Source organism: Rhodobacteraceae bacterium D3-12, assembly GCA_025916135.1.
In the GTDB taxonomy this organism is placed as follows: domain Bacteria; phylum Pseudomonadota; class Alphaproteobacteria; order Rhodobacterales; family Rhodobacteraceae; genus JAKGBX01.
Genome location: CP104793.1, coordinates 3,370,890 through 3,395,849 on the forward strand (window position 1 = coordinate 3,370,890; position 24,960 = coordinate 3,395,849).

Annotated in this window: 24 protein-coding genes; 15 read left to right on the forward strand and 9 right to left on the reverse strand. The window is 61.3% G+C overall.

The genetic code is table 11. The features are described from left to right. Positions 1-11: 11 nt before the first annotated feature. The 3 genes from N4R57_16690 to N4R57_16700 form a co-directional block, all read right to left on the reverse strand. Positions 12-1,340: an MATE family efflux transporter gene (locus N4R57_16690; GenBank protein ID UYV36618.1), complete on the reverse strand. Its 1,329-nt coding sequence runs from the start codon at positions 1,338-1,340 to the stop codon at positions 12-14. A gap of 96 nt (positions 1,341-1,436) precedes the next feature. Beyond that, on the reverse strand, positions 1,437-1,946 hold the full coding sequence (locus tag N4R57_16695; GenBank protein ID UYV36619.1) for a PaaI family thioesterase: 510 nt from the start codon (positions 1,944-1,946) through the stop codon (positions 1,437-1,439). Then, positions 1,946-2,368 carry a PaaI family thioesterase gene (locus tag N4R57_16700; GenBank protein UYV36620.1) on the reverse strand — a complete coding sequence of 141 codons (423 nt, stop codon included), beginning with the start codon at positions 2,366-2,368 and terminating at the stop codon, positions 1,946-1,948. The genes N4R57_16695 and N4R57_16700 overlap by 1 nt, the downstream gene beginning before the upstream one ends. A 240-nt stretch (positions 2,369-2,608) precedes the next feature. Here N4R57_16700 and N4R57_16705 point away from each other — a divergent pair, with 240 nt between their 5' ends. The 9 genes from N4R57_16705 to N4R57_16745 all read left to right on the forward strand — a co-directional run bounded on the left by N4R57_16705 (position 2,609) and on the right by N4R57_16745 (position 11,692). Further along, positions 2,609-3,037 (forward strand): MerR family transcriptional regulator, encoded by a 429-nt coding sequence (locus N4R57_16705; protein ID UYV36621.1) that lies wholly within the window; start codon positions 2,609-2,611, stop codon positions 3,035-3,037. A gap of 99 nt (positions 3,038-3,136) precedes the next feature. Further along, positions 3,137-3,544: a MerR family DNA-binding transcriptional regulator gene (locus tag N4R57_16710; GenBank protein ID UYV36622.1), complete on the forward strand. Its 408-nt coding sequence runs from the start codon at positions 3,137-3,139 to the stop codon at positions 3,542-3,544. A gap of 45 nt (positions 3,545-3,589) precedes the next feature. Next, complete coding sequence (locus tag N4R57_16715; GenBank protein ID UYV36623.1) at positions 3,590-5,365, forward strand: acyl-CoA dehydrogenase C-terminal domain-containing protein; 1,776 nt, start codon at positions 3,590-3,592, stop codon at positions 5,363-5,365. A gap of 91 nt (positions 5,366-5,456) precedes the next feature. Next, positions 5,457-5,669, forward strand: coding sequence for a hypothetical protein (locus N4R57_16720; protein UYV36624.1), 213 nt, complete (start codon positions 5,457-5,459; stop codon positions 5,667-5,669). A gap of 22 nt (positions 5,670-5,691) precedes the next feature. After that, positions 5,692-6,834, forward strand: coding sequence for an acyl-CoA dehydrogenase family protein (locus N4R57_16725; protein ID UYV36625.1), 1,143 nt, complete (start codon positions 5,692-5,694; stop codon positions 6,832-6,834). Between the two features lie 304 nt (positions 6,835-7,138). After that, positions 7,139-7,774, forward strand: a complete 636-nt coding sequence (locus tag N4R57_16730; protein UYV36626.1) for a glutathione binding-like protein — start codon at positions 7,139-7,141, stop codon at positions 7,772-7,774. A 19-nt stretch (positions 7,775-7,793) separates the two neighbouring features. Next, positions 7,794-9,005, forward strand: a complete 1,212-nt coding sequence (locus N4R57_16735; protein UYV36627.1) for an acetyl-CoA C-acetyltransferase — start codon at positions 7,794-7,796, stop codon at positions 9,003-9,005. Positions 9,006-9,008: 3 nt separating this feature from the next. Continuing rightward, complete coding sequence (locus N4R57_16740; GenBank protein ID UYV36628.1) at positions 9,009-9,494, forward strand: hypothetical protein; 486 nt, start codon at positions 9,009-9,011, stop codon at positions 9,492-9,494. Next, positions 9,491-11,692 (forward strand): 3-hydroxyacyl-CoA dehydrogenase NAD-binding domain-containing protein, encoded by a 2,202-nt coding sequence (locus N4R57_16745; protein UYV36629.1) that lies wholly within the window; start codon positions 9,491-9,493, stop codon positions 11,690-11,692. The genes N4R57_16740 and N4R57_16745 overlap by 4 nt, the downstream gene beginning before the upstream one ends. Before the next feature lie 396 nt (positions 11,693-12,088). Here N4R57_16745 and N4R57_16750 read toward each other — a convergent pair whose 3' ends face one another. Then, positions 12,089-12,751, reverse strand: a complete 663-nt coding sequence (locus N4R57_16750) for a Hint domain-containing protein (protein ID UYV36630.1) — start codon at positions 12,749-12,751, stop codon at positions 12,089-12,091. Between the two features lie 225 nt (positions 12,752-12,976). Then, complete coding sequence (locus N4R57_16755; protein ID UYV36631.1) at positions 12,977-13,627, reverse strand: sulfotransferase family protein; 651 nt, start codon at positions 13,625-13,627, stop codon at positions 12,977-12,979. A gap of 132 nt (positions 13,628-13,759) precedes the next feature. On the opposite strand from N4R57_16755, the gene N4R57_16760 reads away from it, so the two are divergent. Continuing rightward, complete coding sequence (locus N4R57_16760) at positions 13,760-15,391, forward strand: AMP-binding protein (protein ID UYV36632.1); 1,632 nt, start codon at positions 13,760-13,762, stop codon at positions 15,389-15,391. Positions 15,392-15,853: 462 nt separating this feature from the next. Here the strand turns inward: N4R57_16760 and N4R57_16765 are convergent, their stop codons facing one another. Next, entirely contained in the window at positions 15,854-16,555 is a 702-nt protein-coding gene (locus N4R57_16765) for a hypothetical protein (GenBank protein ID UYV36633.1), read from the reverse strand. A 406-nt stretch (positions 16,556-16,961) separates the two neighbouring features. On the opposite strand from N4R57_16765, the gene N4R57_16770 reads away from it, so the two are divergent. From N4R57_16770 to N4R57_16790, 5 genes are all read left to right on the forward strand, one after another. Further along, on the forward strand, positions 16,962-17,987 hold the full coding sequence (locus N4R57_16770; GenBank protein ID UYV36634.1) for a hypothetical protein: 1,026 nt from the start codon (positions 16,962-16,964) through the stop codon (positions 17,985-17,987). A gap of 139 nt (positions 17,988-18,126) precedes the next feature. Next, a complete protein-coding gene (locus tag N4R57_16775) occupies positions 18,127-18,990 on the forward strand; it encodes a xanthine dehydrogenase family protein subunit M (protein UYV36635.1) in 864 nt (287 codons plus the stop codon). Beyond that, positions 18,990-19,469, forward strand: coding sequence for a (2Fe-2S)-binding protein (locus tag N4R57_16780; GenBank protein ID UYV36636.1), 480 nt, complete (start codon positions 18,990-18,992; stop codon positions 19,467-19,469). The genes N4R57_16775 and N4R57_16780 overlap by 1 nt, the downstream gene beginning before the upstream one ends. Then, positions 19,469-21,712, forward strand: a complete 2,244-nt coding sequence (locus tag N4R57_16785) for a xanthine dehydrogenase family protein molybdopterin-binding subunit (GenBank protein ID UYV36637.1) — start codon at positions 19,469-19,471, stop codon at positions 21,710-21,712. The genes N4R57_16780 and N4R57_16785 overlap by 1 nt, the downstream gene beginning before the upstream one ends. Position 21,713: 1 nt before the next feature. Beyond that, positions 21,714-21,959, forward strand: a complete 246-nt coding sequence (locus N4R57_16790; protein UYV36638.1) for a MoaD/ThiS family protein — start codon at positions 21,714-21,716, stop codon at positions 21,957-21,959. A 67-nt stretch (positions 21,960-22,026) separates the two neighbouring features. Here N4R57_16790 and N4R57_16795 read toward each other — a convergent pair whose 3' ends face one another. From N4R57_16795 to N4R57_16805, 3 genes are all read right to left on the reverse strand, one after another. Further along, positions 22,027-22,719, reverse strand: a complete 693-nt coding sequence (locus N4R57_16795; protein UYV36639.1) for a creatininase family protein — start codon at positions 22,717-22,719, stop codon at positions 22,027-22,029. Between the two features lie 29 nt (positions 22,720-22,748). Further along, complete coding sequence (leuB, locus tag N4R57_16800) at positions 22,749-23,855, reverse strand: 3-isopropylmalate dehydrogenase (protein ID UYV36640.1); 1,107 nt, start codon at positions 23,853-23,855, stop codon at positions 22,749-22,751. A 120-nt stretch (positions 23,856-23,975) separates the two neighbouring features. Continuing rightward, on the reverse strand, positions 23,976-24,893 hold the full coding sequence (locus N4R57_16805; protein UYV36641.1) for a LysR family transcriptional regulator: 918 nt from the start codon (positions 24,891-24,893) through the stop codon (positions 23,976-23,978). Positions 24,894-24,960 lie beyond the last annotated feature (67 nt).

Sequence of the window (24,960 nt, forward strand, 5' to 3'; positions counted from 1 at the left end):
GCAAAATCCCGTCACTGCGCCTGCGTGGCGGCCGCCCGCTCCAACGCCGGATACCGCAACCCCAACGACAGCCCCCGCGCCAGAAACGAAATATGAAGCGCCAGCCACAACCCGTGATTGCCCATCGGCGCGATCAACACCCAGGCCGCCACGGCGTAAATCACCGCCGTCACCAGCATCATGTTGCGCATATCCGCCGTGCGTGTCGCCCCGATAAAGATGCCGTCAAACATGACCAGCGCCAGCAACATCGGCGGCACCGCGATCATCCATGGCAAATACACCCGCGCCTCGGCGCGCACCTCTGGCGCCTTGGCCATCACATCAATGATCCACGGCCCCAACAGCCAGAACACCAGCACAAAGCCCAGCGCAATCACCCCGCCCCACAGGCTGGTCAACACCGCACCACGGCGCAGCTTGGCCACCGCCCCCGCGCCAAAGGCCTGCCCCACCAGCGTCTCGGCGGCAAAGGCAAACCCATCCATCGCATAGCCCACGATATGCAGGAATTGCAGCAACACCTGGTTCGCGGCCAACGTCACATCGCCAAACCGCCCCCCCAGCAACAGGAACGAAACAAAGATCGCCTGTAACAACAGCGACCGGATCATGATGTCGGTGTTCACCACCGCCATCCGTTTCAACTTCACGCGGTCAAACACCCGCGCCCAGTTGCGCCAGTCAGGCAGCCGGAACACCTCGCGACACAGCCACAGACCAATCACCAGCCCGCTCCACTCGGCGATGAATGTCGCCAGCGCCACGCCCTCCACGCCCCAGCCCAGCCCGAGCACGAACCACAGGTCCAACCCGACATTCAGCCCGTTCATCCAGAGCTGAAGCAGCAACACCCCGCGCGTGCGCTCCAACGCGATCAACCAGCCGGTGAGGCCATAAATCGCAATCGCCGCCGGGGCCGACCAGATGCGGATCACCATGTAATCCCGCGCCAGCCCCTCAACCTCGGCGCTGGCAGGCGAAACGGCAAACGCCCCGACAAATATTGGGTATTGCAGCACAATCAGCGCGACCCCTCCGGCCACCGCAATCATCAGCGAGCGGATGAAAAGCGCCGCCACCTCGCCTTGGTTTCCCGCGCCCAGCGCCTGACTGGTCAAGCCGGTCGTGCCCATCCGCAGAAAGCCGAAAATCCAGTAGATCGCCGATAGAACAATCGCGCCCACGCCCACGGCGGCAATCGGCGCGGCTTCGGGCAATTGGCCGACCACGCCCGTATCGACCGCGCCCAAAAGCGGCACGGTGATATTGGCCAACATGATCGGCAGCGCAATTTTCAGCACGCGCGTGTGGGTAATATCCGCGCTGGCCAGCGTCATGCGTCTGGTCCAAATGGGCCAACTGCGCCAACTGCGCCAACTGAGCCAGCCGGGCCAAGACCCCGGATCAAGCCCTTGTCAGCTGTCCGTGTGATGTCACGCATCCCGCTTGGGCATCAGGAAATGCCCCGTGCCTTGCGCAAAGGCGCGGTCGCGGTTGTCTTGCCAAGCTTCGACATGCACGCTGGCATAGCGCCGCCCCGAGCGGTTGATCTTGGCCCGCGCATAGGCATCCCTCGGCAGACCCGACCGCAGGTAATCGGTGGTGAAATCAATCGTCTTGGGCAGGCGCGGCAAATGCCCCTTGACCAAGGTCTCGGCATCGCGCTCGCCATGCTCCATCTCGTCCCAGATCACGGACCAGCTCAAGCCGATCACCGCCGTGATCTCAAGGAACGCAGCAATCGCCCCGCCGTGGATCGCCGGCAACATCGGGTTGCCGATCAGCTTGTCATCATAGGGCATGATCGCGGTCAACTCATCGCCGCGCCGGTCAAACTCTACCCCCAGCCAGTTGATGTAGGGCACCCCATGCACCAAGGCCGCTAGCGCCGCATCGCGCCGCTGTTTGACCACCTGAACCGGTTCGGGTCGCTTATACGCCATCATTTGCCCTCCACGGTGAATGCGCCACTTGCCGTGGCCACCGGACGCTCTTCGTCGTCGTCCATCGCCACGGCGCGCACAAAGGCGACATTGCGGGTGATGTGGTAACACTCGGCGCGGGTCTTGATCGCCTGTCCCGGCGTTGCCGGGCGCATGTAATCAATCCGCAAATCAATCGTTGCCGTGCCGCTGGGAGAGGACGGGTGGCTCATCGCCGCCGCACCACAGCATGTGTCCATCAACGCCGACACCGCGCCGCCCGCGATCACCCCGGTTTCCGGGTCGCCGACGAAACGCGCGTCATAGGGCATCACGATCTCGGCCCGCCCGTCGCCAATATCGGTCAGCTTCATCCCCAAAGCGCGCGCATGGGGAATGGCTTGAATGAACTGGCTGGCAATCTTGACTTTATCTGCGGGCATACGCCCCTCCGCACCTATTGGCTGTCCCTTATTGTTTGAACAGGTTAACCAAATCACTGCAAGCGTCGAGTAACCTAACGTCGTGTCACGATACCCCCTTGATGCTGGCGCAGAAATTCTAATACTGCGGCGCAGAATTCCAAACGAATTTCAAGGGTGGGCGCGAGGGCGCGTGCAGGGCGCTATCAGGTTGCCCTTTGGCGGCGGACCCCCTACCCTACTGCATAAGGGAGAGGATCAATGGCCGACATTCGCCTGTCTTTCAAAGAGATGTGTGAAAGGTTCGATGTAACACCTCGGACCTTGCGCTATTACGAGTATATCGAGCTTTTGCAGCCCGAGCGCGAAGGCCGCTCGCGCTTCTATGGCCCACGTGAGATTGAGCGCATGATCCTGATCCTGCGGGGCCGCAAATGGGGGTTCCAGCTCGAAGGCATCCGCCAATGGCTGCTGATCTACGAAGAAGACGGCTATCACTCGCGCAAGGCTTGGGTGAAATCCGCCAACAATCAGCTCAAGGCGCTGCGCGAACAGCTGACCGATCTGCAGGACGCGATCGAAACGCTGGAACAATCGCGCGACCGCTCGGCCAAACTGATCGAGATCGAAGAGAACGGCGGCGACGTCGGCGAGGAATGGCGACCCAGTCTTGATGAGGTGCCCAAGTGACGTGACGTTACGTTGACGTCAACGTAAACTTCACTTGCATCGACTCACCTGACTTCACATCTTTACGGCACCCGATTGATAAAACCGGAAGCCAATGTGATGATCGATTCAGACGACACAATGACCATCCGCCAGATGTGCGACGCGTTCGATGTAACCCCACGCACCCTGCGGTTTTACGAAGCCAAAGAGCTGCTCTTCCCGCACCGTGACGGTCAAAAACGGCTGTTCACCAAAAGCGACCGCGCCCGGCTCAAGCTGATCTTGCGCGGCAAGCGGTTCGGGTTCAGCCTCGAAGAGATCCGCCAGTTGCTTGAGCTTTATAACCTCGGCGACCAGCAACAGACCCAGCTTGCGCGCACCTTCGAGATTGCCAAGGAACGTCTGCGTGACATGGAATCCCAACGTGATGAGCTGAACGAAGCCATCGCCGACCTGCGCGAGCAACTCAACTGGGGCGAAAAAGTTCTCGCCTCGATGAGCGACGACAAAAAAGCCGCCGAATAGGCCGCAACGCACCCCTAATATCAAGACCGAAAAAAGAGAGACCTCATGCCCACTTATACCGCTCCGACCAAAGATATGGCCTTTGTTTTGCATGACGTGCTGCAAGTGTCGCAATCCGATGTGCCCGGCTACTCCGATCTTGAACCCGATTTCACCTCGGCCGTTCTCGAAGAAGCTGGTAAGCTTACGTCCGAAGTGCTCGCCCCCCTGAACGTCGTTGGCGACACCGAAGGCTGCCGCCTTGAAAACGGCGTGGTCTACACCCCCACCGGCTTCAAATCCGCGTTCGAACAGGTCAAGGAAGGCGGCTGGACCGGGCTTGATATGCCCGAACAATATGGCGGTCAGAACATGCCCTATGTGCTCGGCACCGCCGTGGGCGAAATGTTCTCCTCCTCGAACCAGGCCTTCACCATGTATCAGGGCCTAACCCACGGCGCGGCGGCGGCGATCCTTGCCCACGGCACGGACGAGCAGAAAGACAAATGGCTGCCCAAAATGGTGTCCTGCGAATGGACCGGCACCATGAACCTGACCGAACCGCATTGCGGCACTGATCTGGGCCTCATGCGCACCAAGGCCGAACCACAGGACGACGGCAGCTTCAAAATCTCCGGCCAGAAGATCTTTATCTCGGCTGGCGATCACGACATGGCCGACAACATCGTCCACCTCGTCCTTGCCAAAATCCCCGGCGGCCCCGAAGGCATCAAAGGCGTCTCGCTCTTTATCGTGCCCAAGTTCATCGTCGATGACGAAGGCGAGATCGGCGCGCGCAATGGTGTCTCGGTTGGCTCCATCGAAGAGAAAATGGGCATCCACGGCAACTCGACCTGCGTGCTGAACTATGACGAAGCCACCGGCTATCTCCTCGGGGACGAGCACAAAGGCATGCGCGCCATGTTCACCATGATGAACGAAGCCCGCATCGGTGTCGGCATGCAGGGTCTCTCGGCCGCCGAAGTCGCCTATCAGAACGCGCTCGAGTATGCCAAAGACCGCCTTCAGGGCCGCGCCGTGACCGGCGTTGAAAACCCCGACGGGCCTGCCGATCCGCTGATCGTGCACCCCGACATCCGCCGCTCGCTGCTCGATCAGAAAAGCTTTGTCGAAGGCGCGCGCGCGTTCATCCTTTGGGGGGCGTCCCTGATTGATCAGGCACACCGCGCCGAGGATAAAGACGCCGACGGGCTGATCTCGCTCCTGACGCCGATCATCAAAGGCTTCCTGACCGACGAAGGCTATGACATGACCGTCAAAGCGCAACAGGTCTATGGCGGCCACGGCTATATCGAAGAACACGGCATGAGCCAGTTCACCCGCGACGCCCGTATCGCCATGATCTATGAAGGCGCCAACGGCGTTCAGGCGCTCGACCTCGTGGGGCGTAAGCTGGCGCAAGACGGCGGCAAACACGTCATGGCCTTCTTTGACATGGTCAAAACCTTCTGCTCCGAGAACAAAGACATCGAGGGCATGGAAGAGTTCATCGAACCGCTCAAAACCGCGTCGAAACACCTTCAGGCTGCGGGCATGTTCTTCATGCAGCAGGGCATGAAGAACCCCAACGCGGCGCTCTCGGGCTCGAATGACTTCATGCACCTCTTCGGGCATGTCTGCCTTGGCCTGATGTGGGCGCGGATGGCCAAAGCCTCGCTCGCGGCGCTGGCGGAAAACCCGTCTGACCCCGCGTTCTACGAGACAAAGCTGGCGACAGGGCGTTACTATATGGCACGCCGCCTGCCCGCGACCGCTCTGCACCTCACCCGCATCGAATCCGGTGCCGACCCGGTGATGTCGCTGGCCGCGGATCAGTTCTAAGGGGGTGGGGTGAAACCCCACCCTACCCGACCCAGCACCAACCTGTAAGGCGGGGCTCTCCCCCGCCTTGCCCGACCCCGGAGGGACCCAGATGCCCAAACGCTTCCGCCTGACCCGCCGCTTTCCCTGTGCCATGACAGAAGACGGCTATCGGCGGCTCAAACGGTTTGCCGCCGAGGCCGGGCTCGACGAAGGCGAAGCGCTCAGCTTCCTCTTTGAGAACTTCGAAAGCGTAATGAACCACGAAAACCTGACCGCGCGACTCCGCCTGTTCAACTCGGAGCTGGAAGAGCGCAAACGGTGACACACAGGCTGGGGGAGGCCACATGTCGAACTGGATGACCGAAGAGCACCAGATGCTCGCAGATCTCACCGCCAAATTCATCAATGATGAATGGGCACCGCATTTCGAACGCTGGCGCCATCAGGGCCAGATGGACCGCTCCGCATGGAACGAAGCCGGGGCGCTCGGCCTGCTCTGCCCCTCGATCCCCGAAGAATACGGCGGACCGGGTGGCGATTTCGGCCACGAAGCGGTTGTGATGATGGAACACCCCCGCGCCAACTTTGCCTCTTGGGGCAATCCGATCCATTCCGGCATCGTGGCGCATTACATCCTCGCTTATGGCACCGAAGAGCAGAAAAAGCGTTGGCTCCCCAAGATGGTCACCGGCGAAATGGTCGGCGCGCTGGCCATGACCGAACCCTCAACCGGCTCGGATGTGCAAGCGATCAAAACCCGCTGCGTGCGCGACGGCAATGCCTATCGCCTGACCGGTTCGAAAACCTTCATCTCCAACGGACAGCACGCCGAACTGATCATCGTCGCCGCCAAAACCGACCCGTCGCAAGGCTCCAAAGGCGTCTCGCTTGTGGTGGTCGAAACCGACAAGGCTGAAGGTCATGGGTTCACCCGTGGCCGCAACCTCGAGAAAGTCGGCCTGCACTCTGCCGACACGTCCGAGCTGTTCTTTGACAATGTCGAAATCCCGCCCGAAAACATCCTCGGTCAGGAAGAAGGCAAAGGCTTTTACCAGATGATGCAGCAGCTTCCGCAGGAACGCCTCATCATCGGCTGCGGTGCGGTCGGCGCTATGCAGGGCGCGGTAGAGCGCACCATCGCCTATTGCAAAGAGCGCGAAGCCTTCGGCGGCCCGATCCTGCAATTCCAAAACACTCGCTTCAAGCTGGCCGAATGCAAAACCAAACTCACCGTGGCGCGGGCGTTTCTTGATGAATGCATCGAAGAACACATGCGCGGCGCGCTTACGGTCGAAAAGGCCGCCATGGCCAAATACTGGCTCACCGACACCCAAGGCGAAGTGCTAGATGAATGCGTGCAACTTCACGGCGGCTATGGCTTCATGGCCGAATATGCCGTGGCCGAAATGTGGGCCGATGCGCGGGTGCAGCGGATTTATGGCGGCACCAATGAAATCATGAAAGATCTCATCGCGAGGACGCTTTGATGCCTTCAAGCGCAGCACAATCCCGCACCGTCGGACCGCTCCGCGGGGTATTTTCAGCAAGATGAAGGGGGGCCGGTTTTTTTGGGAGCACCCCGCTCCGTCGCGCCGAAATCGAATCGACTGCTCGGGAACGGGGCTTCACCTTGCGCGGCCATCGGCTCTCCAGCCTGTACCGCAAACAGAGCCTACGCGCGTTAACCTTAAGATCCGGTAAACGCGCCCCTTCATCTTGCTCAAAATACTCCGTGGAGGTTGCGGGGGGTGTAATACCCCCCGCCTCTGCGCTCAAAACCGGGAGGACCATATGACGATCAAACTCTACTGCTTCGGCGAATCGGGAAATGCCTACAAGGCTGCCCTCGCCCTTGAACTCTCCGGCCTCGATTGGGAGCCGGTCTATGTCGATTTCTTCGGCGGCGCCGCGCGCACGCCCGAGTATCGCGAGAAAAACGTGATGGGCGAAGCGCCCGTCATGGAAGACGGCGACTTCAAGCTCAGCCAGTCCGGCACGATCCAGGCCTATGTGACCGAGAAATCCGGCAAATTCGGCGGCGCCACGCGCGAGGAGAATTATGAAATCCTGCGTTGGGTCCTTTGGGACAACCACAAGCTCAGCTCGCAGGCCGGGGTCACCCGCTTCCTGATGAACTTCCTGCCCGAAGACAAGCGCCCGCAGGAGGTGATCGGCTTCCTTCAGGGGCGCCTCAAAGCCGCTTACGCCACGCTCGACAGCCATCTTGAGGGCCGCGACTGGATCGTCGGGGACGGCATCACCAACGCCGACCTGTCGTGCTGCGGCTACCTGTTTTACCCCGAACCTTTCGGGTTTGACCGCGCCGAATGGCCCAACATCGACCGTTGGCTCACCAACATCGAACAAACACCCGGCTGGAAAGCCCCTTATGACCTGATGCCCGGCAGCCCCGCTGACCGTGCGTGAATAAAGGAGAAGACCCCAAATGACAGACGCATACATCTATGACTCCGTGCGCACCCCGCGCGGCAAGGGCCGCGCTGACGGCTCCCTGCACGAAGTGACCGCCGCGCGGCTTTCCGCCGTGGCGCTCAACGCTCTGAAAGAGCGCAACAACCTTGAAGGTCACGCCGTCGAAGACGTGGTCTGGGGCAATGTCTCACAGGTTGGCGAGCAGGGGGCCTGCCTTGCCCGAACCGCCGTTCTGGCCTCTGACCTTGACGAGTCGATCCCCGGCCTGTCGATCAACCGCTTCTGTGCCTCGGGCCTCGAAGCGGTCAACGTCGCCGCCAATCAGGTGCGCGGCGGGGCGGGCAATGCCTATATCGCGGGTGGTGTCGAATCCATGTCGCGCGTGCCTATGGGCTCGGACGGCGGCGCGATTGCCGTCGATCCCCAGATCGCTTTTGACAACTATTTCGTGCCTCAAGGCATCGGTGCCGACATCATCGCCACCAAATACGGGTTTTCCCGTGACGAGGCCGACGCCATGGCCGTCGAAAGCCAAAAGCGCGCCAAAGCCGCTTGGGACGACAACCGTTTCGCCCGCTCTATCGTCGCGGTCAAAGACGTGAACGGCCTGCCGATCCTCGCCTATGACGAATTCATGCGCCCCTCCACCGACATGCAGTCGCTCGGCGCACTGAAACCCTCGTTCCAGCAGATGGGCGAAGTCATGCCCGGCTTCGACAACATCGCCCTGCTGAAATACCCCGAGCTTGAGCGCGTGAACCATATCCACCACGCCGGCAACTCCTCAGGGATCGTTGATGGCGCGGCAGCGGTGCTGATCGGCAATAAAGAGTTTGGTAACGAATTTGGCCTAAAACCAAGAGCACGTATTCGTTCCACGGCCAAGATCGGCACCGACCCGACCATCATGCTTACCGGACCTGTCCCCGTCACCCGCAAGATCCTCGCGGACTCTGGGATGAGCATTGAGGACATCGACCTCTTTGAGGTCAACGAAGCCTTCGCTTCGGTCGTCATGCGGTTCGAGCAGGCGTTCAACGTCGATCACGCCAAGGTTAATGTCAACGGCGGCTCCATCGCCATGGGCCATCCTCTCGGCGCGACCGGGGCAATGATCCTCGGCACTCTGGTGGATGAACTCGAACGCTCCGACAAAGAGGTTGGCCTTGCCACGCTCTGCATCGGTTCGGGGATGGGCGCTGCGACCATCATTGAAAGGGTATAACCTTTGGACCCGACGGTTTTCATCTCTCTGGGGGAGCGTCTGACAAAGGCGCTTATCACACATGATTTCGAGCTTTATCAACAGGTTATGGACCTGCCTCTGACGCTCGAACCGCGTGGTGATACCTCCTATACGCTGACAACGGCCGACGAGCTTCGCACAGATTTCGACCTCTATTGTGACCACATCCGGCTGCATGAGATCACCGACATCTACCGCGAAGCAAAAGAAGTCGAAACGCTCAGCGATGATCTGACCGTCATTGTCTGCGAAACCCATATCCTGTCGGGCGGCTCCCGCGTGGTGCCACCCTTTACCGGGATCATGACCATGCATCGCTGTGCCGATGACGTGGTGCGGTTTTCGCGCATCCAAAGCTCCCCGGACATCTCAACTGGTCCATGGGCAAAGGCGCAATCGACAAAGGTCGGTTCCGCCACCGCCAGAACCGGAACGATACGTAAAAAGCCTAACGGAGGCTCAAAATGACTGACTTCACAATGACCAAAGACGCCGATGGCGTCGCAACCATCACCTGGGACGTGCCCGGTGCCACCATGAACGTGATGCGCACCCCTGCGCTGCAACTGCTCAGCGACCTGATCGACGACGCGCTCGCCGATGACGCCGTCAAAGGCATCGTCATCACCTCGGCCAAGAAAGACTTCGCCGGCGGCATGGACCTCAACGCGCTGGCCGAAATGAAGGCCAACGCCGGTGACGATCCGGCCAAGGGGCTGTTTGAAGGCACCATGCAAATGCACGGTCTGCTGCGCAAAATCGAACTCGCGGGCATGGACTTCAAAACCAAGAAAGGCGGCAAACCCATCGCCGCCGCGCTGCCCGGCACTGCCGCGGGCATCGGCCTCGAACTGCCGCTTGCCACGCACCGCATTTTTGTCGCCAACAACCCCAAGGCCAAGATCGGCCTGCCCGAAATCCTCGTCGGCATTTTCCCCGGCGCGGGGGGCACCACCCGTCTGGCGCGCAAACTCGGCGCAATGGGCGCCTCGCCCTTCCTGCTCGAAGGCAAGATGGTCTCGCCTGACAAGGCGCAAAAAGCTGGCCTCATTGACGAAGTGGTTGATGATCCCGTCGCCGCCGCGCACGATTGGGTGCTCAACGCCAAAGACGCCGATCTGGTGAAACCATGGGACGCCAAAGGCTATAAAATGCCCGGCGGCACCCCCTATCACCCCGCCGGCTTCATGACCTTCCTCGGCGCCACCGCCATGGTCCACGGCAAGACCCGTGGCGCGTTCCCGGCAGCCAAGGCCCTGCTCTCCGCCGTCTACGAAGGCGCGCAAGTGCCGTTTGACACGGCGCTCAAGATCGAGGCCCGCTGGTTCACCAACATCCTGATGAACCCCTCCTCCGCCGCCATGATCCGCTCGCTTTTCCTCAACAAGGAAGCGCTGGAAAAAGGCGCGGTGCGGCCCAAAGATGTGCCCGATCAAAAGGTCTCCAAAATCGGCGTCCTCGGCGCGGGCATGATGGGCGCAGGCATCGCGCTTGTCTCGGCTCAGGCCGGCATGGAAGTCGTTCTGATCGACCGTGACGATGAAACCGCCGCGCGCGGCAAAGCCTACTCCGCAACCTACATGGACAAAGGCATCAAGCGCGGCAAAGCGACCGAGGAAAAGAAAGCGGCCCTGCTGAACCAGATCACAGCCACCGCCGACCTCTCCAAACTCGAAGGCTGCGATCTCATCATCGAAGCCGTGTTCGAAGACCCCAAGGTCAAAGCCGAGATGACCAAAAAGGTCGAAGCCGTGATCCCCGAGGATTGCATCTTCGCCTCCAACACCTCGACCCTGCCGATCACCGAGCTGGCCAAAGCGTCCAAACGCCCCGATCAGTTCATCGGCATCCACTTCTTCTCCCCCGTGGAAAAGATGTTCCTCGTCGAGATCATCAAAGGCGCCGAAACCGGCCCCCGCGCCGTGGCCAAGGCGCTCGACTATGTGCGCCAGATCCGCAAAACGCCCATCGTGGTAAACGACGCGCGGTTCTTCTATTGCAACCGCTGCATCATCCCCTACGGCAACGAAGCCAACCGCATGATCACCGAAGGCGTGAAAATGCCGCTGATCGACCACGCGGCCAAGCAACTCGGCTTCCCTGTGGGTCCGGTGCAACTGGGCGATGAAACCTCTGTCGACCTCGCGACCAAGATCATGCGCGCGACCAAGGCCGCCATGGGCAATGAATACCCCGCGTCCGAGGCTGACGACCTGATCGTCTGGCTCGAAGAGCAAGGGCGCTTGGGCCGCAAATCCAAGGCGGGCTATTTCGAATATGACGAAAACGGCAAACGTCTGGGCTATTGGAAAGGGATCGAAGACAAATACCCCCTCGCCGAAGAACAGCCCGACCTTCAGGAAGTCCAAGACCGCCTGATGTTCGCCCAAGTGCTCGAAGCGGTGAAAGCCCTCGAAGAAGGCGTGCTCGAAGACATCCGCGAAGGCGATGTCGGCGCAATCCTCGCTTGGGGCTTCGCCCCCTCGTCGGGCGGCCCCTTCTCCTGGCTCGACATCATCGGCGCGCCTTACGCGGTGGAACGCTGCAACCAACTCGCCGCCAAATTCGGCGACCGGTTCACCCCGCCCGCCCTTCTGGTGGAAATGGCTGAAAAGGGTCAAACCTTCTACGGCCGCTTCGCCAATGAGGACGCCAAAGCCGCCTAACCGGCCGCAAGCGCTAAAAAAACCCTTTCGGGGCGGCCACACCACGCCGCCCCGAAACACCACTCCGGCGCCCTACGCCCCCCTGCGCGCGCCCCCTGCGGCCCCTACGGCTACACCCCCCACATGCTCCCCCTATGCTGCCCCTCCGGCAGGCCGCCCCACTTCCTCCTCATCCCCCAATAAAAACACGCACCCCAAAACCACCCCCCTCTCTTTCGCCCCCCCAACCCTTCTTCTGTTTAAAAAATACCTCGGGGGTTTGGGGGCTAGCCCCCAATCCAACCCCAGCCTTCAAAAGCCGCTCCCCTTTAACCCACCCCCCCCCTTAAAAACGCCAAAGGACGCGCCACCCGGCGCGCCCTTCGCTTCACGAGCAAATTTTGGACCTTTTGGGGCTTAGGCCGCCACTTGCGTCGCGTGAACACTCATCTGCAAACTGGCCTGAAAGCTTTCCAAACAGGATCTCCCCGCAGCCCTGATCTCCAGCCCCTGCGCCAGTTGGGTCGCGCAATGCACCGGCAAAAAGCTATAGTCACTCTGCTCTGGCGCCTCTTTGATCGCCACTTGCAGCAAATCCTTGCCGGCGGGGCAAAACAGCAATGTCCCCTGCTCGGCGTAAATCACCTGATCCGTATCAAAGCTCAGCTTGACGACCGTGGCCTGATCGCCCGGACACACCCGCTCAATCCCGCGCACCCCGTCCAACGCCCGCGCTTGGATCAATGCGAACGGATCGCCCAGCGCCTGCTCGGCGATATCGCTTTCAAGCATTACACCCTGTCGCGGCAAAATCCGCATCGGCTTGACGTTTTCCAACGCCCCCGCGGGCACCATCAATGGCCAGAACGACGCGGGGCAGGCCCCCTCTCCGCTCCACAACTCCGAGCGCGACACCCCGGTGACCGGCTGCAACCCTCCATCAAACGTCAGGATCATATCGCCAACCTGAAGCCCGCCAACATCGCGCCACCCCATCGTCGTCGCCACCCGCGTGCCCACCACAATTCCGCTCATGACGCCGGTTGCCCCGCCATCATACGCGCCCGACATATCGCTCATCCGTGCAGGCCTTTTGGTGTGTGTCGCTGTCCATCCAAACATGTCGCGTTCCCAGTCCGTCATTCGGGCCATTTCCATCTGGCCGCTGTTAAGCAGTAAGAACATTGGGAGTGATTCCTGTGCCTGACCTTGGGCTGGGATCGGGCCAAAACAAGGCACCGTCGCCGCCACGCGGACAATCCACCAGCCCGTCAATCATTGTCGCGTCAGCGCCGCCAATCCCGCCTATCCAGCGAAGCAATAGCCAAAGCGAGCGGCATCCCAGTGACATATTTCGCCCACCCGCTCCGAATCGGCGTCGCTGTAATACGAACGGTAATCCCGCCGCCGCTGTGAAACATTCTCCCGCGGCAGCTCCAGCCGGAACCCAAGGTGCTCCCAAAGCGGCGCGGCGTCCTCCTCGAAATGCTCCAGCCGGATGTAGAGCGCTGCAACCTCATGCCCCGCCCCGTCGCGCATATAGCTGGCATAGGGATTGTCGCAAAAGGACCGCCCGATCGCGTCGTCATGCACAAACGCGCCAAAGCTCAACGCCTTCGCCTTGGCCACCGCGTCATGCTCAAAACTCTGCTCGCGCAGCCAGTGGTAATAGCTGACCATCCGGTCCCACGGGTTGCGCACCAGCGTGAAACAAAACATCGACGCGATTTTTTCGCGCGGCAAAAGCCCCTCGATGTCCGCCAATGTCGCGTGTTTCCACAGCCGCCCGCGCGCCTCTGCGCCCTGCAACCTGCGCCGCCGCTTCAGGGCCTTGGGCGTATCGCCCAGCATGATGTCGTCCTTCATCGCCCGCCCCTCAAGAGCCAACGCCAAAGAGGTGCCGCCGGTCTTGGGAATATGCACAAAGATATAGGACCGCCCGGCCGAGATTATCATGTCGGCACGCTACCCGCGTCGCGCCCGCTCCGCAACGCCATGATGCTTCCACCGCACGCGCATGCTTCCAAAATGCGCGCCACCGCAATACGCTGCACCAACACCGCACCACCAAGACACGAGGGATTGCACATGGGCTGGCTCAGAGACGAAACCGGATTAGACAAAAACGCCGCCAATTATGCCGCGCTGACACCGCTGAGCCACCTCAACCGCGCCCGCGATCTGTTTCGCGATGACCTCGCCGTGGTCTATGGCACGCAGCACCGCAAGACCTATGGCGAATACCACGCCCGCGTCACCTGCCTTGCCTCGGCGCTCGCCGGGCTGGGCGTGGTCCCCGGCGATGTGGTCGCCACCATCATTCCCAACCTGCCCGCGCAGGTCGAAGCGCATTTTGGCGTGCCCGCCTGTGGCGGTGTGCTCAACGCCATCAACACGCGGCTCGACCCGGCCACCGTCACCTATATTCTGGAGCATGGCGAGGCCAAAGTCGTGCTGGTCGATACCGCCCACCTGCCCCTCGCGGTCGAGGCGATTGCCGCCATGACCACCCCGGCCCCGCAAATCATCGAGGTCGCAGACCCCTCCGCCGGCTTCCCCGCCACCGGCGATTACCTCGAATATGAAACGCTGCTGACGCAGGGCGACCCCGATTTCGCGTGGATCATGCCAGCGGATGAATGGGAAAGCATCGCGCTCAACTATACCTCCGGCACCACGGGCAAGCCCAAAGGCGTCGTCTATCACCATCGTGGCGCGACCCTGAACACCTATGGCCAAGTGGTCAGCTGGCGGCTCACGCTCCGCCCCGTTTACCTTACCATCGTGCCGCTGTTTCATTGCAACGGCTGGTGTCACAGCTGGATGATGCCACTGCTCGGCGGCACCGTTGTCTGTTGCCGCGACATCACCGCCGCAGCGATCTATGACGCCATCGCCGATGAAAACGTCACCCATTTCGGCGGCGCGCCCATTGTGCTCAACGCCATCGTCAACGCCCGCGACAACGAACGCCGCGCCTTTGACCACATCGTCGAGGTCTTCACCGCTGGTGCTCCGCCCCCCGCCGCCACCCTCAAAGCCATCGAACCGCTCGGCTTTAACGTGACCCAGGTCTATGGCCTGACCGAGGTCTACGGCCCCGCCACCGAATGCATGTGGAAACCCGAATGGGACGACCTGCCGCTGGACGAGCGTTACGACATCAAGGCCCGCACCGGCGTGTCGATGCCAATGATCGAGGAAAACACCGTCCTCGACCCGGAATCAATGCGCCAGATACCGATGGATGCCAAAACCCAAGGCGAGATCATGTATCGCGGCAATGGCGTGATGAAAGGCTACCTCAAGAACCCCGAGGCCACCGCCGAGGCGTTTCGCGGCGGCTATTTCCACACCGGCGATCTCGCGATGCAGCATCCCGACACCTACATGAAAATCCTCGACCGCTCGAAAGACATCATCATTTCGGGTGGCGAAAACGTCAGCTCGGTCGAGGTCGAAGGCGTGTTGATGATGCACCCCGCCGTCTCGCTCTGCGCTGTGGTGGCCAAGCCGGACGACAAATGGGGCGAAATCCCTTGTGCCTTTGTCGAACTTAAAGAGGGCGCAGACCCGACAGCGGACGAGATCATAACCTTCGCCCGCTCCAAGCTCGCCGGGTTCAAAACCCCGAAAGAGGTGCATTTCATCGATCTGCCCAAAACCTCAACAGGCAAGATCCAGAAGTTCGAATTGCGCAAAATGGCTGTCGAGGGATAGTCGGGCCAGCGTCCAACAGCCGCCCCGTTGCAAGCCGGGTTATCGCCGACACGCGGGGTGGCGATCAAACGGTTCATCAAGCCACTTTATGTTTGCCAAATCCGCGCTTGATCCGTGTGGAGCGCACCCTCTCCCAATCGCCGCCCCGAGGGGCGTGTCGGCGATAGCCCGGCGGCCTGCGGCCTTGATTCCGGGCCTCTCTCCGGTCCCGCCGCAACATCAAAAGAAAGCCGGGCCAACGTCAGCCCCGGGATGACGATCCAACGCCCGCCGCAAAGCGCTTTATGCCAGCCAAACCACTCCCCAGAATCCATAGCGCGCAAACGCCAACCAATCGTCAGCCCATGGGTGGGGCTGACGATGGCCCCCTCTCGGCAGATTTTGCATGGCAAAATCGCCTGCCGGCAACGGGCGGCCTGCGGCCTTGATTCCGGGCCCCGCTAAAATCCTGCACCCCGCCACTCAACTCCGGCAGAATTTAACCGGCACGATGTGATCCCCGCCCAGCCCATAAACAATGACTGTCTCACCGTCCCGCTCGGTTTCAAACCGATGCCATCCGCTGGCCGAAGGGCTTCGGCTCAACCGCAGTTTTTCGCCACGCTTCAGGGAAAGAACCGCCGGATAACTCGCGCTCGGCCCTTCGTGAAACCTGAGCAGCGATGCGTTGACGCAGTGGGTTCCACCGCCACCAAACGCAAGCGTGATAGGCGCCGGCGCGGCGGACTGGCGCTCGATAACATCGGTCAACCCAATCATCGCGACAAAAGCAACGGCAAATCCCGCCACGATCCCGACCCCGCCGATCCCGGCCTGCTGACCGGGAGAGAGCACCCGCCCTTTGCTCAACCCCAAAACAATCCTGAGCCCAACTGCCGAGACAGCCACCGACAACACCGCGTAAATCCCCGAAAGGTAAAAGAGAAAGGCGGTTTCCCAAACGTCTCTCGGCGGCTGGCGCGATGACAAATATCCATAGCTCGCGACCAGAAACACCACCCCCATTGCGCAAAGCAGGCCGATCAACCGCTTGGTCGCCCGCGCCGGAAGCGCCGTTCGAACCGCAGCAAAGGCGACCCCGAACACAACCACAGCAAGGACAAAAGACACCGCCGCAACAATCGCCGCCGCCGCGAAACCTACCAGAATTACGATACCGATCATGCCTTTGCCTCCGCGCTGCGTTTCTCTCTTCCTATATGCGCCCGCTGCGGCGGGCAAACTGGTATGGCACAGGTTTATTTTTGGTATCACACCCGGCGTTAACCAAGGTGTTAACCTTAACGGGCGTTAACCCCTTCGCGTCACCCGGCAGCCGGGAGTCAGCCGGGAGTCACCCCCCCGAATCGCGCCTCCGCCGAATGGTTAATTCGCGCCTCTCCGGGCGGCGCCGCTTGCCCGCTCCGGCCCCGCGCGCGTTAACCTTTTCATCGCCGGTTTCGGCCTATTTCGGTCCGGTTTGCGCCTCGCCCCGCGACACGCGCAGAAATGGCATCGAAACCCTTGCGTTGCCTGCCCCACCCGCCGCATGCTATCCTCTTGAAAAGACAAGGCAGAGCAGGCCACACCTATGACAGCACTCAGCGCCTATGATCGGCTGGAAGCCTCCGGCTTGTGGCGAGCATCGCCGCATCATCAGCGGCGCGATGTGATCGTCTCGATTGGCGAGGCCACGTTGACGATTACCGACCTCAAGGACCAACCGCTGGCCCATTGGTCGATCCCCGCGATCGAACGCGCCAACCCCGGCCAGACCCCGGCCTACTTCCACCCCGATGGCGACCCCGGTGAAGTGCTCGAACTGCCGGTTAATGAATCCGAAATGATCGAGGCGATAGAAACTTTACGCACCGCCATCGACCGCGCCCGCCCCCACCCCGGCCGCCTCCGCACCCTCTCCCTGGTGATCAGCATTCTGGCGGTGGTTGCGCTCTGCGTGTTCTGGCTTCCCGGTGCCGTGCTTGACCACACAGTTTCGGTCGTGCCCAAGGTCAAACGGCAAGAGGTCGGCGCGGCCTTGCTCACACACATTCGCCGCGTCGCGGGTCTGCCCTGTGACGAGGCTCAGGCGCTGCCGGCATTGGCTAGCCTGTCCAAACGCCTACCCTCGCCGCAAGGCGCGGCGCGGTTGGTGACGTTGCGCGGCGGCGTGCAACAGGCGGCGCATCTACCGGGCGGGATCATCCTGCTCAACAAGGCGCTATTCGAGGATTACGAAGAACCCGATGTCGCCGCCGGTTTCATCATCGCCGAACATCTGCGTGCCGAGGTCAACGACCCGCTCCGCGTGCTGCTAAAACAGGCAGGCACCATTGCCACCGTGCGCCTCTTGACCACCGGTGCGCTGCGCGATTCAACTTTGAAAAGCTATAGCGAACACCTGCTGGCTGCGCCCCCCGCCACGCTGGAAGACGCCACCCTGCTAGCCGGGTTTGAGGCCTGGTCGGTGCGTGCAACGCCCTATGCCTATGCCCTTGATATCACTGGCGAAACCACTCTTGGATTAATCGAGGCCGATCCCTTCGCCAGCCAACCTGCCGACCCGCTGATCACCGATGCCGACTGGTTGAGATTGCAAAACATCTGCGGTGGATGACGCTGCCGCATGGTGCATCGTTCAAAGGTCTTGCAAGGGGTTGCAATCCCGCCTTACCGCCTCACTCTGTCTTGAAAATGAAACAGGGCGCAGCGCGCTCTTCGTTTCCTTTCCGACAAGCCACCCGAAAGGCCGCTAAATGAAATTCCAAGCCCCCGAAAGCATTGAGGAAGCCGTCGCCATCCTCACCGCCGAGCCCGAGGCAAAACTGCTTGCCGGCGGCACCGATCTCCTGGTGCGCCTGCGCGCTGGTCATATCGCGCCGCCCGCGATCATCGACCTCAAGCGTATCGACGACATGATGACCATCACCCGTCTTGATGACGGCGGCTGGCGCATCGGCGCCGCCGTCCCTTCGGCCGAGATGTTTGAGCATGCCGCGCTCAAGGCCGACTGGCCCGGTGTCGTCGAAGCCGCTGATTTGATTGGCTCAACTCAGGTTCAGGGCCGCGCCACAATCGTTGGCAACCTGTGTAACGCCGGCCCCGCCGCCGATAGCGTCCCCGCCATCGTTGCCGCCTCGGCTCACGTCGAAATCACCGGACCGAACGGCACCCGCACGGCCGCTGTCGAGGATATCCCCACAGCCCCCGGAAAGACCTCCCTCGCACCCGGCGAATTGGTCACGGCGCTGTTGCTTCCGCCCCGCGCTCCGCACTCCGGCTCGGCCTACTTGCGCTTTATTCCGCGCACCGAAATGGACATCGCAGTCGTCGGCTGTGGTGTTGTAATACAGCTGGATGAGGGCGGCACCATCACCGACGCCCGCGTCTCGCTCGGCGCGGTTGGCCCCAAGGTCATGCTGGTCCCCGACGCTGCTAAGGCGCTGATCGGCACATCGGGCGACGACGCGGCCCTCGCCGCTCTCGCCACCGCCTGCACTGCCGCCGCCACGCCCATTGACGACAAGCGCGGCACTGTCGAATTCCGCAAACACGTCTCCGGCGTGCTCGGCCAGCGCGCCGCAAAAATCGCCATGTCCCGCGCCAAAGGAGAAGCCTGATGTCCCGCATTCATGTTACCACGACCCTAAATGGCGAAGAGACCGATTACCTTTGCAACGCTGAAGATACGCTGCTCGATGTGCTGCGCGATGACCTTGAGCTGACCGGCTCGAAAGAGGGCTGCGCCTCGGGCGATTGCGGGGCTTGTTCCGTGGTTGTCGATGGCCGCCTCGTCTGCTCCTGCCTCATGCTTGGGGCCGAAGCCGAAGACCGCAAGATCGAAACGATCGAGGGCATGGCTGATGGCGAAACCCTTCATCCACTGCAACAAAAATTCATCGAAAAGGCCGCGCTTCAATGCGGCATCTGCACCCCCGGCATCCTTGTCGCTGCCAAGAACCTCTTGGAACGCAACGACAATCCGACCGAGGAAGAAGTGCGCTACTGGCTCGCGGGCAATCTCTGCCGCTGCACAGGTTATGACAAGATCATCCGCGCGGTCATGGAAACCGCTGCCGATTTGAGGGGGGCTGCATAATGGCCAAAGACGAGTTCCAAACCCGCGATTTCAAAGTCGTCGGCACCCGCCCGAACCGCCCCGACGGCATTGACAAAGTCACCGGGCGCGCCCGTTACGGTGCCGACATGAGCGCGCCTGGCATGCTCTGGGGCGCCGTGCTGCGCAGCCCGCACGCCCATGCGAAAATCATTAACATCGACACCTCGGCAGCCGAAGCGATGCAAGGTGTCAAAGCCGTCGTCACCCGCGCCGATTTCACCCATCAGCCCGATGACCAAGACACCGCCGACATCCTCGATAACTGTATGGCGGGCGAAAAGACGCTCTATGACGGTCACGCTGTCGCCGCCGTTGCCGCCAGCTCAAAGTCTATCGCACGTGCCGCCCTCGCCGCGATCAAAGTTGACTACGAAGTCCTCCCCCATGTCACTGACGTGGACGAGGCGATCAAGCCCGAGGCCCCGGTTTTGCACCGTGGACGGCAACAAGAAAACGTGCCTGAAGGCCTCTCCGAAAACGCCCTCTCTCACAGCGCCTATGGCCATGGTGACCCTGAACAGGGCTTTTCCGACGCCGACCTTGTGATCGAGCGGACGTTCCGTACCGCCGCCACGCACCAAGGTTACATCGAACCTCACGCCTGTCTCGCCACGCTCGGTGCCGATGGTCAGGGGGACCTCTGGGTCTGCACCCAAGGGCACTTTATGGTGCGCAACACCTGCGCCGCCATTCTGGGGCTTGAGGCCGGCAAATTGCGCGTCACCGCCTCTGAGATCGGAGGCGGATTTGGCGGCAAAACCACTGTGTTTCTGGAACCCACCGCGCTGGCGCTTTCACGCAAGGCGGGCCGCCCGGTCAAGCTGACGATGACTCGTGACGAGTGCTTCCGCGCCTCCGGTCCGACCTCGTCCAGTTCGATCGACATCAAGATCGGCATAACTTCCGATGGCCGCATCACCGCCGCGACCGGCGATTACCGTTACCAGAACGGTGCTTATCTTGGCATGAACGCCATGCTCGGCGCGATGACCGGCTTTGCACCCTATGCGCTCGATCATGTCCGCACCACGGGCCTCGAAGTGGTCACCAACCGGCCCAAAGCCGCCGCCTATCGCGCGCCCGGCGCGCCTATGGCGGCCTTCGCAGTCGAGTCGGTGATCGACGAGCTGTGCGACAAACTCAACCTCGACCCAATCGAAACCCGCCTCAAGAATGCGGCCCGCGAAGGCACCCGTGCGTCCTATGGCCCGACCTATCCCGCCATTGGGCTTGAGGCGACGCTCAAGGCTGCGCAAGCGCACCCGCACTGGTCCGCGCCCTTGGGCGAAAATCAGGGCCGCGGCGTGGCCTGTGGCTTCTGGTTCAACTTTGGCGGCGACACCTGCGTTTCGCTGATGATCAACCCTGACGGCACAGTCTCACTCTCCGAAGGCAACCCCGACATCGGTGGCTCGCGTGCCTCCATGTCGATGATGGCGGCCGAGGAGCTTGGCATCCCCCTCGAACAGGTCCGCTGCGTCATCTCCGACACCGCAACTCTGGGGCAAAACGATGTAACCGATGGCTCCCGCGTGACATTTGCTGTCGGCCTTGCCACCATCAAAGCCGCGCGCCATGCCGTTGAAATCATGAAACAACGCGCCGCTCAGAATTGGGGGATCGAGCCTGAGGCCGTCGAATGGGTCGATGGCGCAGCCCAGCCCGCTGGACCGAACGCAGGCAAATTCCCACCGATGACGCTGGCCGAAATCGCCGCCATTGCCTCGCAAACCGGCGGTCCGATTTCCGGCCATTTCGAGGTCAACGCCGAAGGCGCTGGCGTCAGCTTCGCCACCCATATGGTCGACACCGAAGTCGACCCTGAGACCGGGGCGGTTAAAATCCTGCGTTACACCGTGTTTCAGGACGCCGGCAAAGCCGTCCACCCCGACTATGTCGAAGGCCAGTTTCAGGGCGGCGCAGTTCAGGGTATCGGCTGGGCCCTGAACGAGGAATATATCTATGGCGCGGATGGTCGTTTGCAAAATCCGGGCTTCCTCGACTACCGCATTCCTGTGGCCTCCGACCTGCCAATGATCGAGCCTGTCATTCTCGAAATTCCCAATCCCGGCCACCCCTACGGCGTGCGCGGCGTGGGTGAAACCTCGATCGTTCCGCCCCTTGCGGCCATCGCCAATTCGGTCTCGCGTGGCGCGGGCGTAAGGCTCACCTCGCTGCCACTGTCACCGCCCAAGGTGCTGGCGGCAATCAAGGACCACTAACATGGTCGCGGTCCGCCTCTGGGGGGCCCTCGCCGAACTGGCGGGGGAAGGCCCCGACGTCGAAATCGAGGCCAGCACCCTGCGCGAACTGCTCATCGGGCTTGAGGCCAAATACCCCGCCCTCAAACCCCAGCTCGACCGCGGGGTTTCTGTCTCCATTGACGGCAAAATCTACAACGATACCTGGTCCACGCCGATCACCCCGCAAAGTGAGGTCGTCCTTCTTGGCCGCCTTGTTGGCGGATAGCGCACTCCGGCTCTTTATCTTGCCGTAAATTTCCCGGGGTCCGGTGCAGCGCCATGGTGATCAACGCTCACTCGCCGCGAAACGCCCTGATCTGGCGGACCGTCCGCGTCACGAACATCTCAACGCCACGCGCGCCCATCTCTGGCGTCGCTGCTCCGGCCTCGCGCACGGCACTCGGCGCCACCGCCAACATCAACGCGACGTCACCCAGCCCGGCATGCACGCCCGCATCGGCAAAGCCTTGCTTTTCAAGCCACTCGGCAAAGGCCGCGTGGCTGCCATAATAGGCATCGGACAAGAAGATCCCGCCGCCCCATTCACCGTGCAATAACTCGGCCACAGCCGCCATCGGCGCTTGATTCCAACCACTGTCGCCTAGCAAAACAATGGTTTCAAACCCCGCAAGCTTCAGGCTGCGCGCCGACCATTCGACGTTGGCTGCAAACACCTCGGGCGGAACGGTCATCGACCCGGCAAACCCCATATGCCCGCTTGGTGGCTCTATTCCGCCCTCTGGCACATGCGCAATCACCGGCGCGACAATCGCATCGCCCAGCACCTCGGCAATGCGCCCTGACAAGGCCTTCACCCGAATGTTGTGTTTGCCCAGCACCATCGCGGTGCCGTTCTGTTCCGTCCCACCTGTGGGAATGATCACCGTGGTCTTACCCGCCGCGATTGCGGCAGCAAGCTCGGGACTCGTCATGTTTTCAAGGAAAACCTCGGCCCCCGCAGGAACCGTCAGGACCAGGGCCGCCATAGCGGCCCCGATCCAATGCCGCATCACACTCAGAGCGACGCCTCAAGCTTGGCAACGATGGCATCGCCCATTTCGCCAGTCGACACCGGCGTCTTGCCTTCCTCGCCCAGAAGGTCCGCGGTGCGCAGCCCATCGGCCAGCACATCTTCCACGGCTTTCTCCAACCGGTCGGCCTCGGCCCCCTGATCAAAGGAATAGCGCAGCGCCATAGCAAAGCTCAGGATGCAGGCGATTGGGTTCGCTTTGCCCTGACCTGCAATATCAGGGGCCGAGCCATGCACCGGCTCATAAAGCGCTTTGGGGCGGCCATTGGACATCGGCGCACCCAGCGACGCGGATGGCAACATCCCGAGCGAGCCGGTCAGCATCGCCGCCACGTCGCTCAGCAGATCGCCGAACAGGTTGTCGGTCACGATCACATCGAACTGCTTGGGCCAGCGGGTCAGCTGCATGGCGCCCGCATCGGCATACATATGGCTCAGCTCGACATCGGGATAATCCTCGTCATGCACTTTCTGCACGACTTCGCGCCACAGGATGCCGCTCTCCATCACATTGGCCTTCTCCATCGAGCAGACCTTGTTCCCGCGTTTGCGCGCCAGCTCAAAAGCCGAGCGTGCCACCCGGTCAATCTCGCTCTCGGTATAGCGCTGCGTATTGATCCCGACGCGCTCGTTGCCTTCTTCGAAAATCCCGCGAGGCTCGCCGAAATAAACGCCGCTGGTCAATTCACGCACGATCATGATGTCCAACCCGGCAATCACCTCGTGCTTCAGCGACGAGAAATCAGCCAGCGCATCAAAACACTGTGCCGGGCGCAGGTTGGCAAACAGGTCCATCTCCTTGCGCAACCGCAGCAAACCACGCTCAGGCTTTACGCTGAAATCAAGGGCGTCGTATTTTGGGCCGCCCACCGCGCCCAAAAGAACCGCGTCCACCTCTTGCGCCTTTTCCATTGTCTCATCGGAAAGAGGCACGCCATGCACGTCATAGGCAGATCCCCCGACAAGGTCCTCGCTCACGTCAAACGGCATGTCGCGCTTGGCACCGTACCAGTCGATGATCTTGCGCACTTCGACCATAACTTCGGGGCCGATCCCGTCACCGGGCAGGATAAGAAGCGAGGGGTTGCTCATGGGGTATAATCCTTCGTGAAAACTTTCCGTTCCCGCCTATCGCTCCTGCACCGCAGGGTCAAGAAACCCGGCCATATATTCGCCAGTGTCCTACCTGTTGCATGCCTCTTTCACGGCGCTTCACACCGCAGAGCCGGAACCTTTAACCACAATTTTGCCCAGCCCGTCCGCCAGCAGGTTCCAAACCTTCCGAACCCGCGGCGTATGCCGCACTCCCTCATGCGCCGTTAGCCAAACCGGCAGACCGGGGATCGGCACGCCCAGATCAATCCTCAGCATGTCGGGATCATTCCGCGCCACCATAGCTTGCCCAAAGCCGATACCACAGCCGGCCCGGACCAACTCCCAATAGGTGGTCTGCGTATCGCAGCGCACCTTGAAATCCTCGCGCGCAATATCGAATCCCGCAGCGCGCATCCCGCGAATGATCAATTCGCTACGATCATATCCGACCAGAGCATGCGCGCGCAGGTCTTCCACAGATTGCGGCACCCCATGTTCGGCGACATAAGCAGACGAGGCATAAAGCCCCAACTCGATCTCACCTAAATAGCGCGCCACAAGGTCAAGCTGGGTCGGTCGGTACATCCGCACCGCAACATCCGCCTCGCGATAAAGCAGGTTCTCGGTCGTGTCCGTTGGAGCCAATTCCACATCTACATCCGGAGCTTCGCGGCGTATCTGCGCAAGGATCGGCGGTAGCACATGATGCGACACCATCTCTGATGCCGTGATCCGCACCGTCCCGGCAAGCCCTGCCTCCTGCCCGGCGGCGAACATTGTGATCTCACGCATCGCCTCGCGCATCGCGCGTGCCGGTTGCAACAGCGTTGCTCCGGCTTCACTCAGCTCGAGCCCCTTGGGGTGCCTGCGAAACAGATCCAGACCCAGCTTCGCCTCCACCGCCTTGATTTGCCGCCCCACCGTTGGCTGGCTCGCACCAAGCTCCCGCGCCGCCGCGCTCAGCGATCCGTGCTCGGCAACTGCAAGGAAAGCCTGAATCAAAGCCCAGTCGAGTGTATTAAGCCGCACATCCATTCATAATTGAATAGCAGACTTCAAATTTTGCGCAATTCCTATTCCCTCATGTTGTTCATATTTTCAC

Excerpts from the sequence above, each read along its gene's own strand:
- N4R57_16805 (UYV36641.1), bottom strand. The coding sequence starts at position 24,893 with ATGGATGTGCGGCTTAATACACTCGACTGGGCTTTGATTCAGGCTTTC.
- N4R57_16710 (UYV36622.1), top strand. The coding sequence starts at position 3,137 with ATGATCGATTCAGACGACACAATGACCATCCGCCAGATGTGCGACGCG.
- leuB (UYV36640.1), bottom strand. The coding sequence starts at position 23,855 with ATGAGCAACCCCTCGCTTCTTATCCTGCCCGGTGACGGGATCGGCCCC.
- N4R57_16790 (UYV36638.1), top strand. The coding sequence starts at position 21,714 with ATGGTCGCGGTCCGCCTCTGGGGGGCCCTCGCCGAACTGGCGGGGGAA.
- N4R57_16770 (UYV36634.1), top strand. The coding sequence starts at position 16,962 with ATGACAGCACTCAGCGCCTATGATCGGCTGGAAGCCTCCGGCTTGTGG.
- N4R57_16785 (UYV36637.1), top strand. The coding sequence starts at position 19,469 with ATGGCCAAAGACGAGTTCCAAACCCGCGATTTCAAAGTCGTCGGCACC.
- N4R57_16700 (UYV36620.1), bottom strand. The coding sequence starts at position 2,368 with ATGCCCGCAGATAAAGTCAAGATTGCCAGCCAGTTCATTCAAGCCATT.
- N4R57_16690 (UYV36618.1), bottom strand. The coding sequence starts at position 1,340 with ATGACGCTGGCCAGCGCGGATATTACCCACACGCGCGTGCTGAAAATT.
- N4R57_16755 (UYV36631.1), bottom strand. The coding sequence starts at position 13,627 with ATGATAATCTCGGCCGGGCGGTCCTATATCTTTGTGCATATTCCCAAG.
- N4R57_16750 (UYV36630.1), bottom strand. The coding sequence starts at position 12,751 with ATGAGCGATATGTCGGGCGCGTATGATGGCGGGGCAACCGGCGTCATG.
- N4R57_16795 (UYV36639.1), bottom strand. The coding sequence starts at position 22,719 with ATGGCGGCCCTGGTCCTGACGGTTCCTGCGGGGGCCGAGGTTTTCCTT.
- N4R57_16730 (UYV36626.1), top strand. The coding sequence starts at position 7,139 with ATGACGATCAAACTCTACTGCTTCGGCGAATCGGGAAATGCCTACAAG.
- N4R57_16715 (UYV36623.1), top strand. The coding sequence starts at position 3,590 with ATGCCCACTTATACCGCTCCGACCAAAGATATGGCCTTTGTTTTGCAT.
- N4R57_16725 (UYV36625.1), top strand. The coding sequence starts at position 5,692 with ATGTCGAACTGGATGACCGAAGAGCACCAGATGCTCGCAGATCTCACC.
- N4R57_16760 (UYV36632.1), top strand. The coding sequence starts at position 13,760 with ATGGGCTGGCTCAGAGACGAAACCGGATTAGACAAAAACGCCGCCAAT.
- N4R57_16780 (UYV36636.1), top strand. The coding sequence starts at position 18,990 with ATGTCCCGCATTCATGTTACCACGACCCTAAATGGCGAAGAGACCGAT.
- N4R57_16735 (UYV36627.1), top strand. The coding sequence starts at position 7,794 with ATGACAGACGCATACATCTATGACTCCGTGCGCACCCCGCGCGGCAAG.
- N4R57_16745 (UYV36629.1), top strand. The coding sequence starts at position 9,491 with ATGACTGACTTCACAATGACCAAAGACGCCGATGGCGTCGCAACCATC.
- N4R57_16695 (UYV36619.1), bottom strand. The coding sequence starts at position 1,946 with ATGGCGTATAAGCGACCCGAACCGGTTCAGGTGGTCAAACAGCGGCGC.
- N4R57_16720 (UYV36624.1), top strand. The coding sequence starts at position 5,457 with ATGCCCAAACGCTTCCGCCTGACCCGCCGCTTTCCCTGTGCCATGACA.
- N4R57_16705 (UYV36621.1), top strand. The coding sequence starts at position 2,609 with ATGGCCGACATTCGCCTGTCTTTCAAAGAGATGTGTGAAAGGTTCGAT.
- N4R57_16775 (UYV36635.1), top strand. The coding sequence starts at position 18,127 with ATGAAATTCCAAGCCCCCGAAAGCATTGAGGAAGCCGTCGCCATCCTC.
- N4R57_16765 (UYV36633.1), bottom strand. The coding sequence starts at position 16,555 with ATGATCGGTATCGTAATTCTGGTAGGTTTCGCGGCGGCGGCGATTGTT.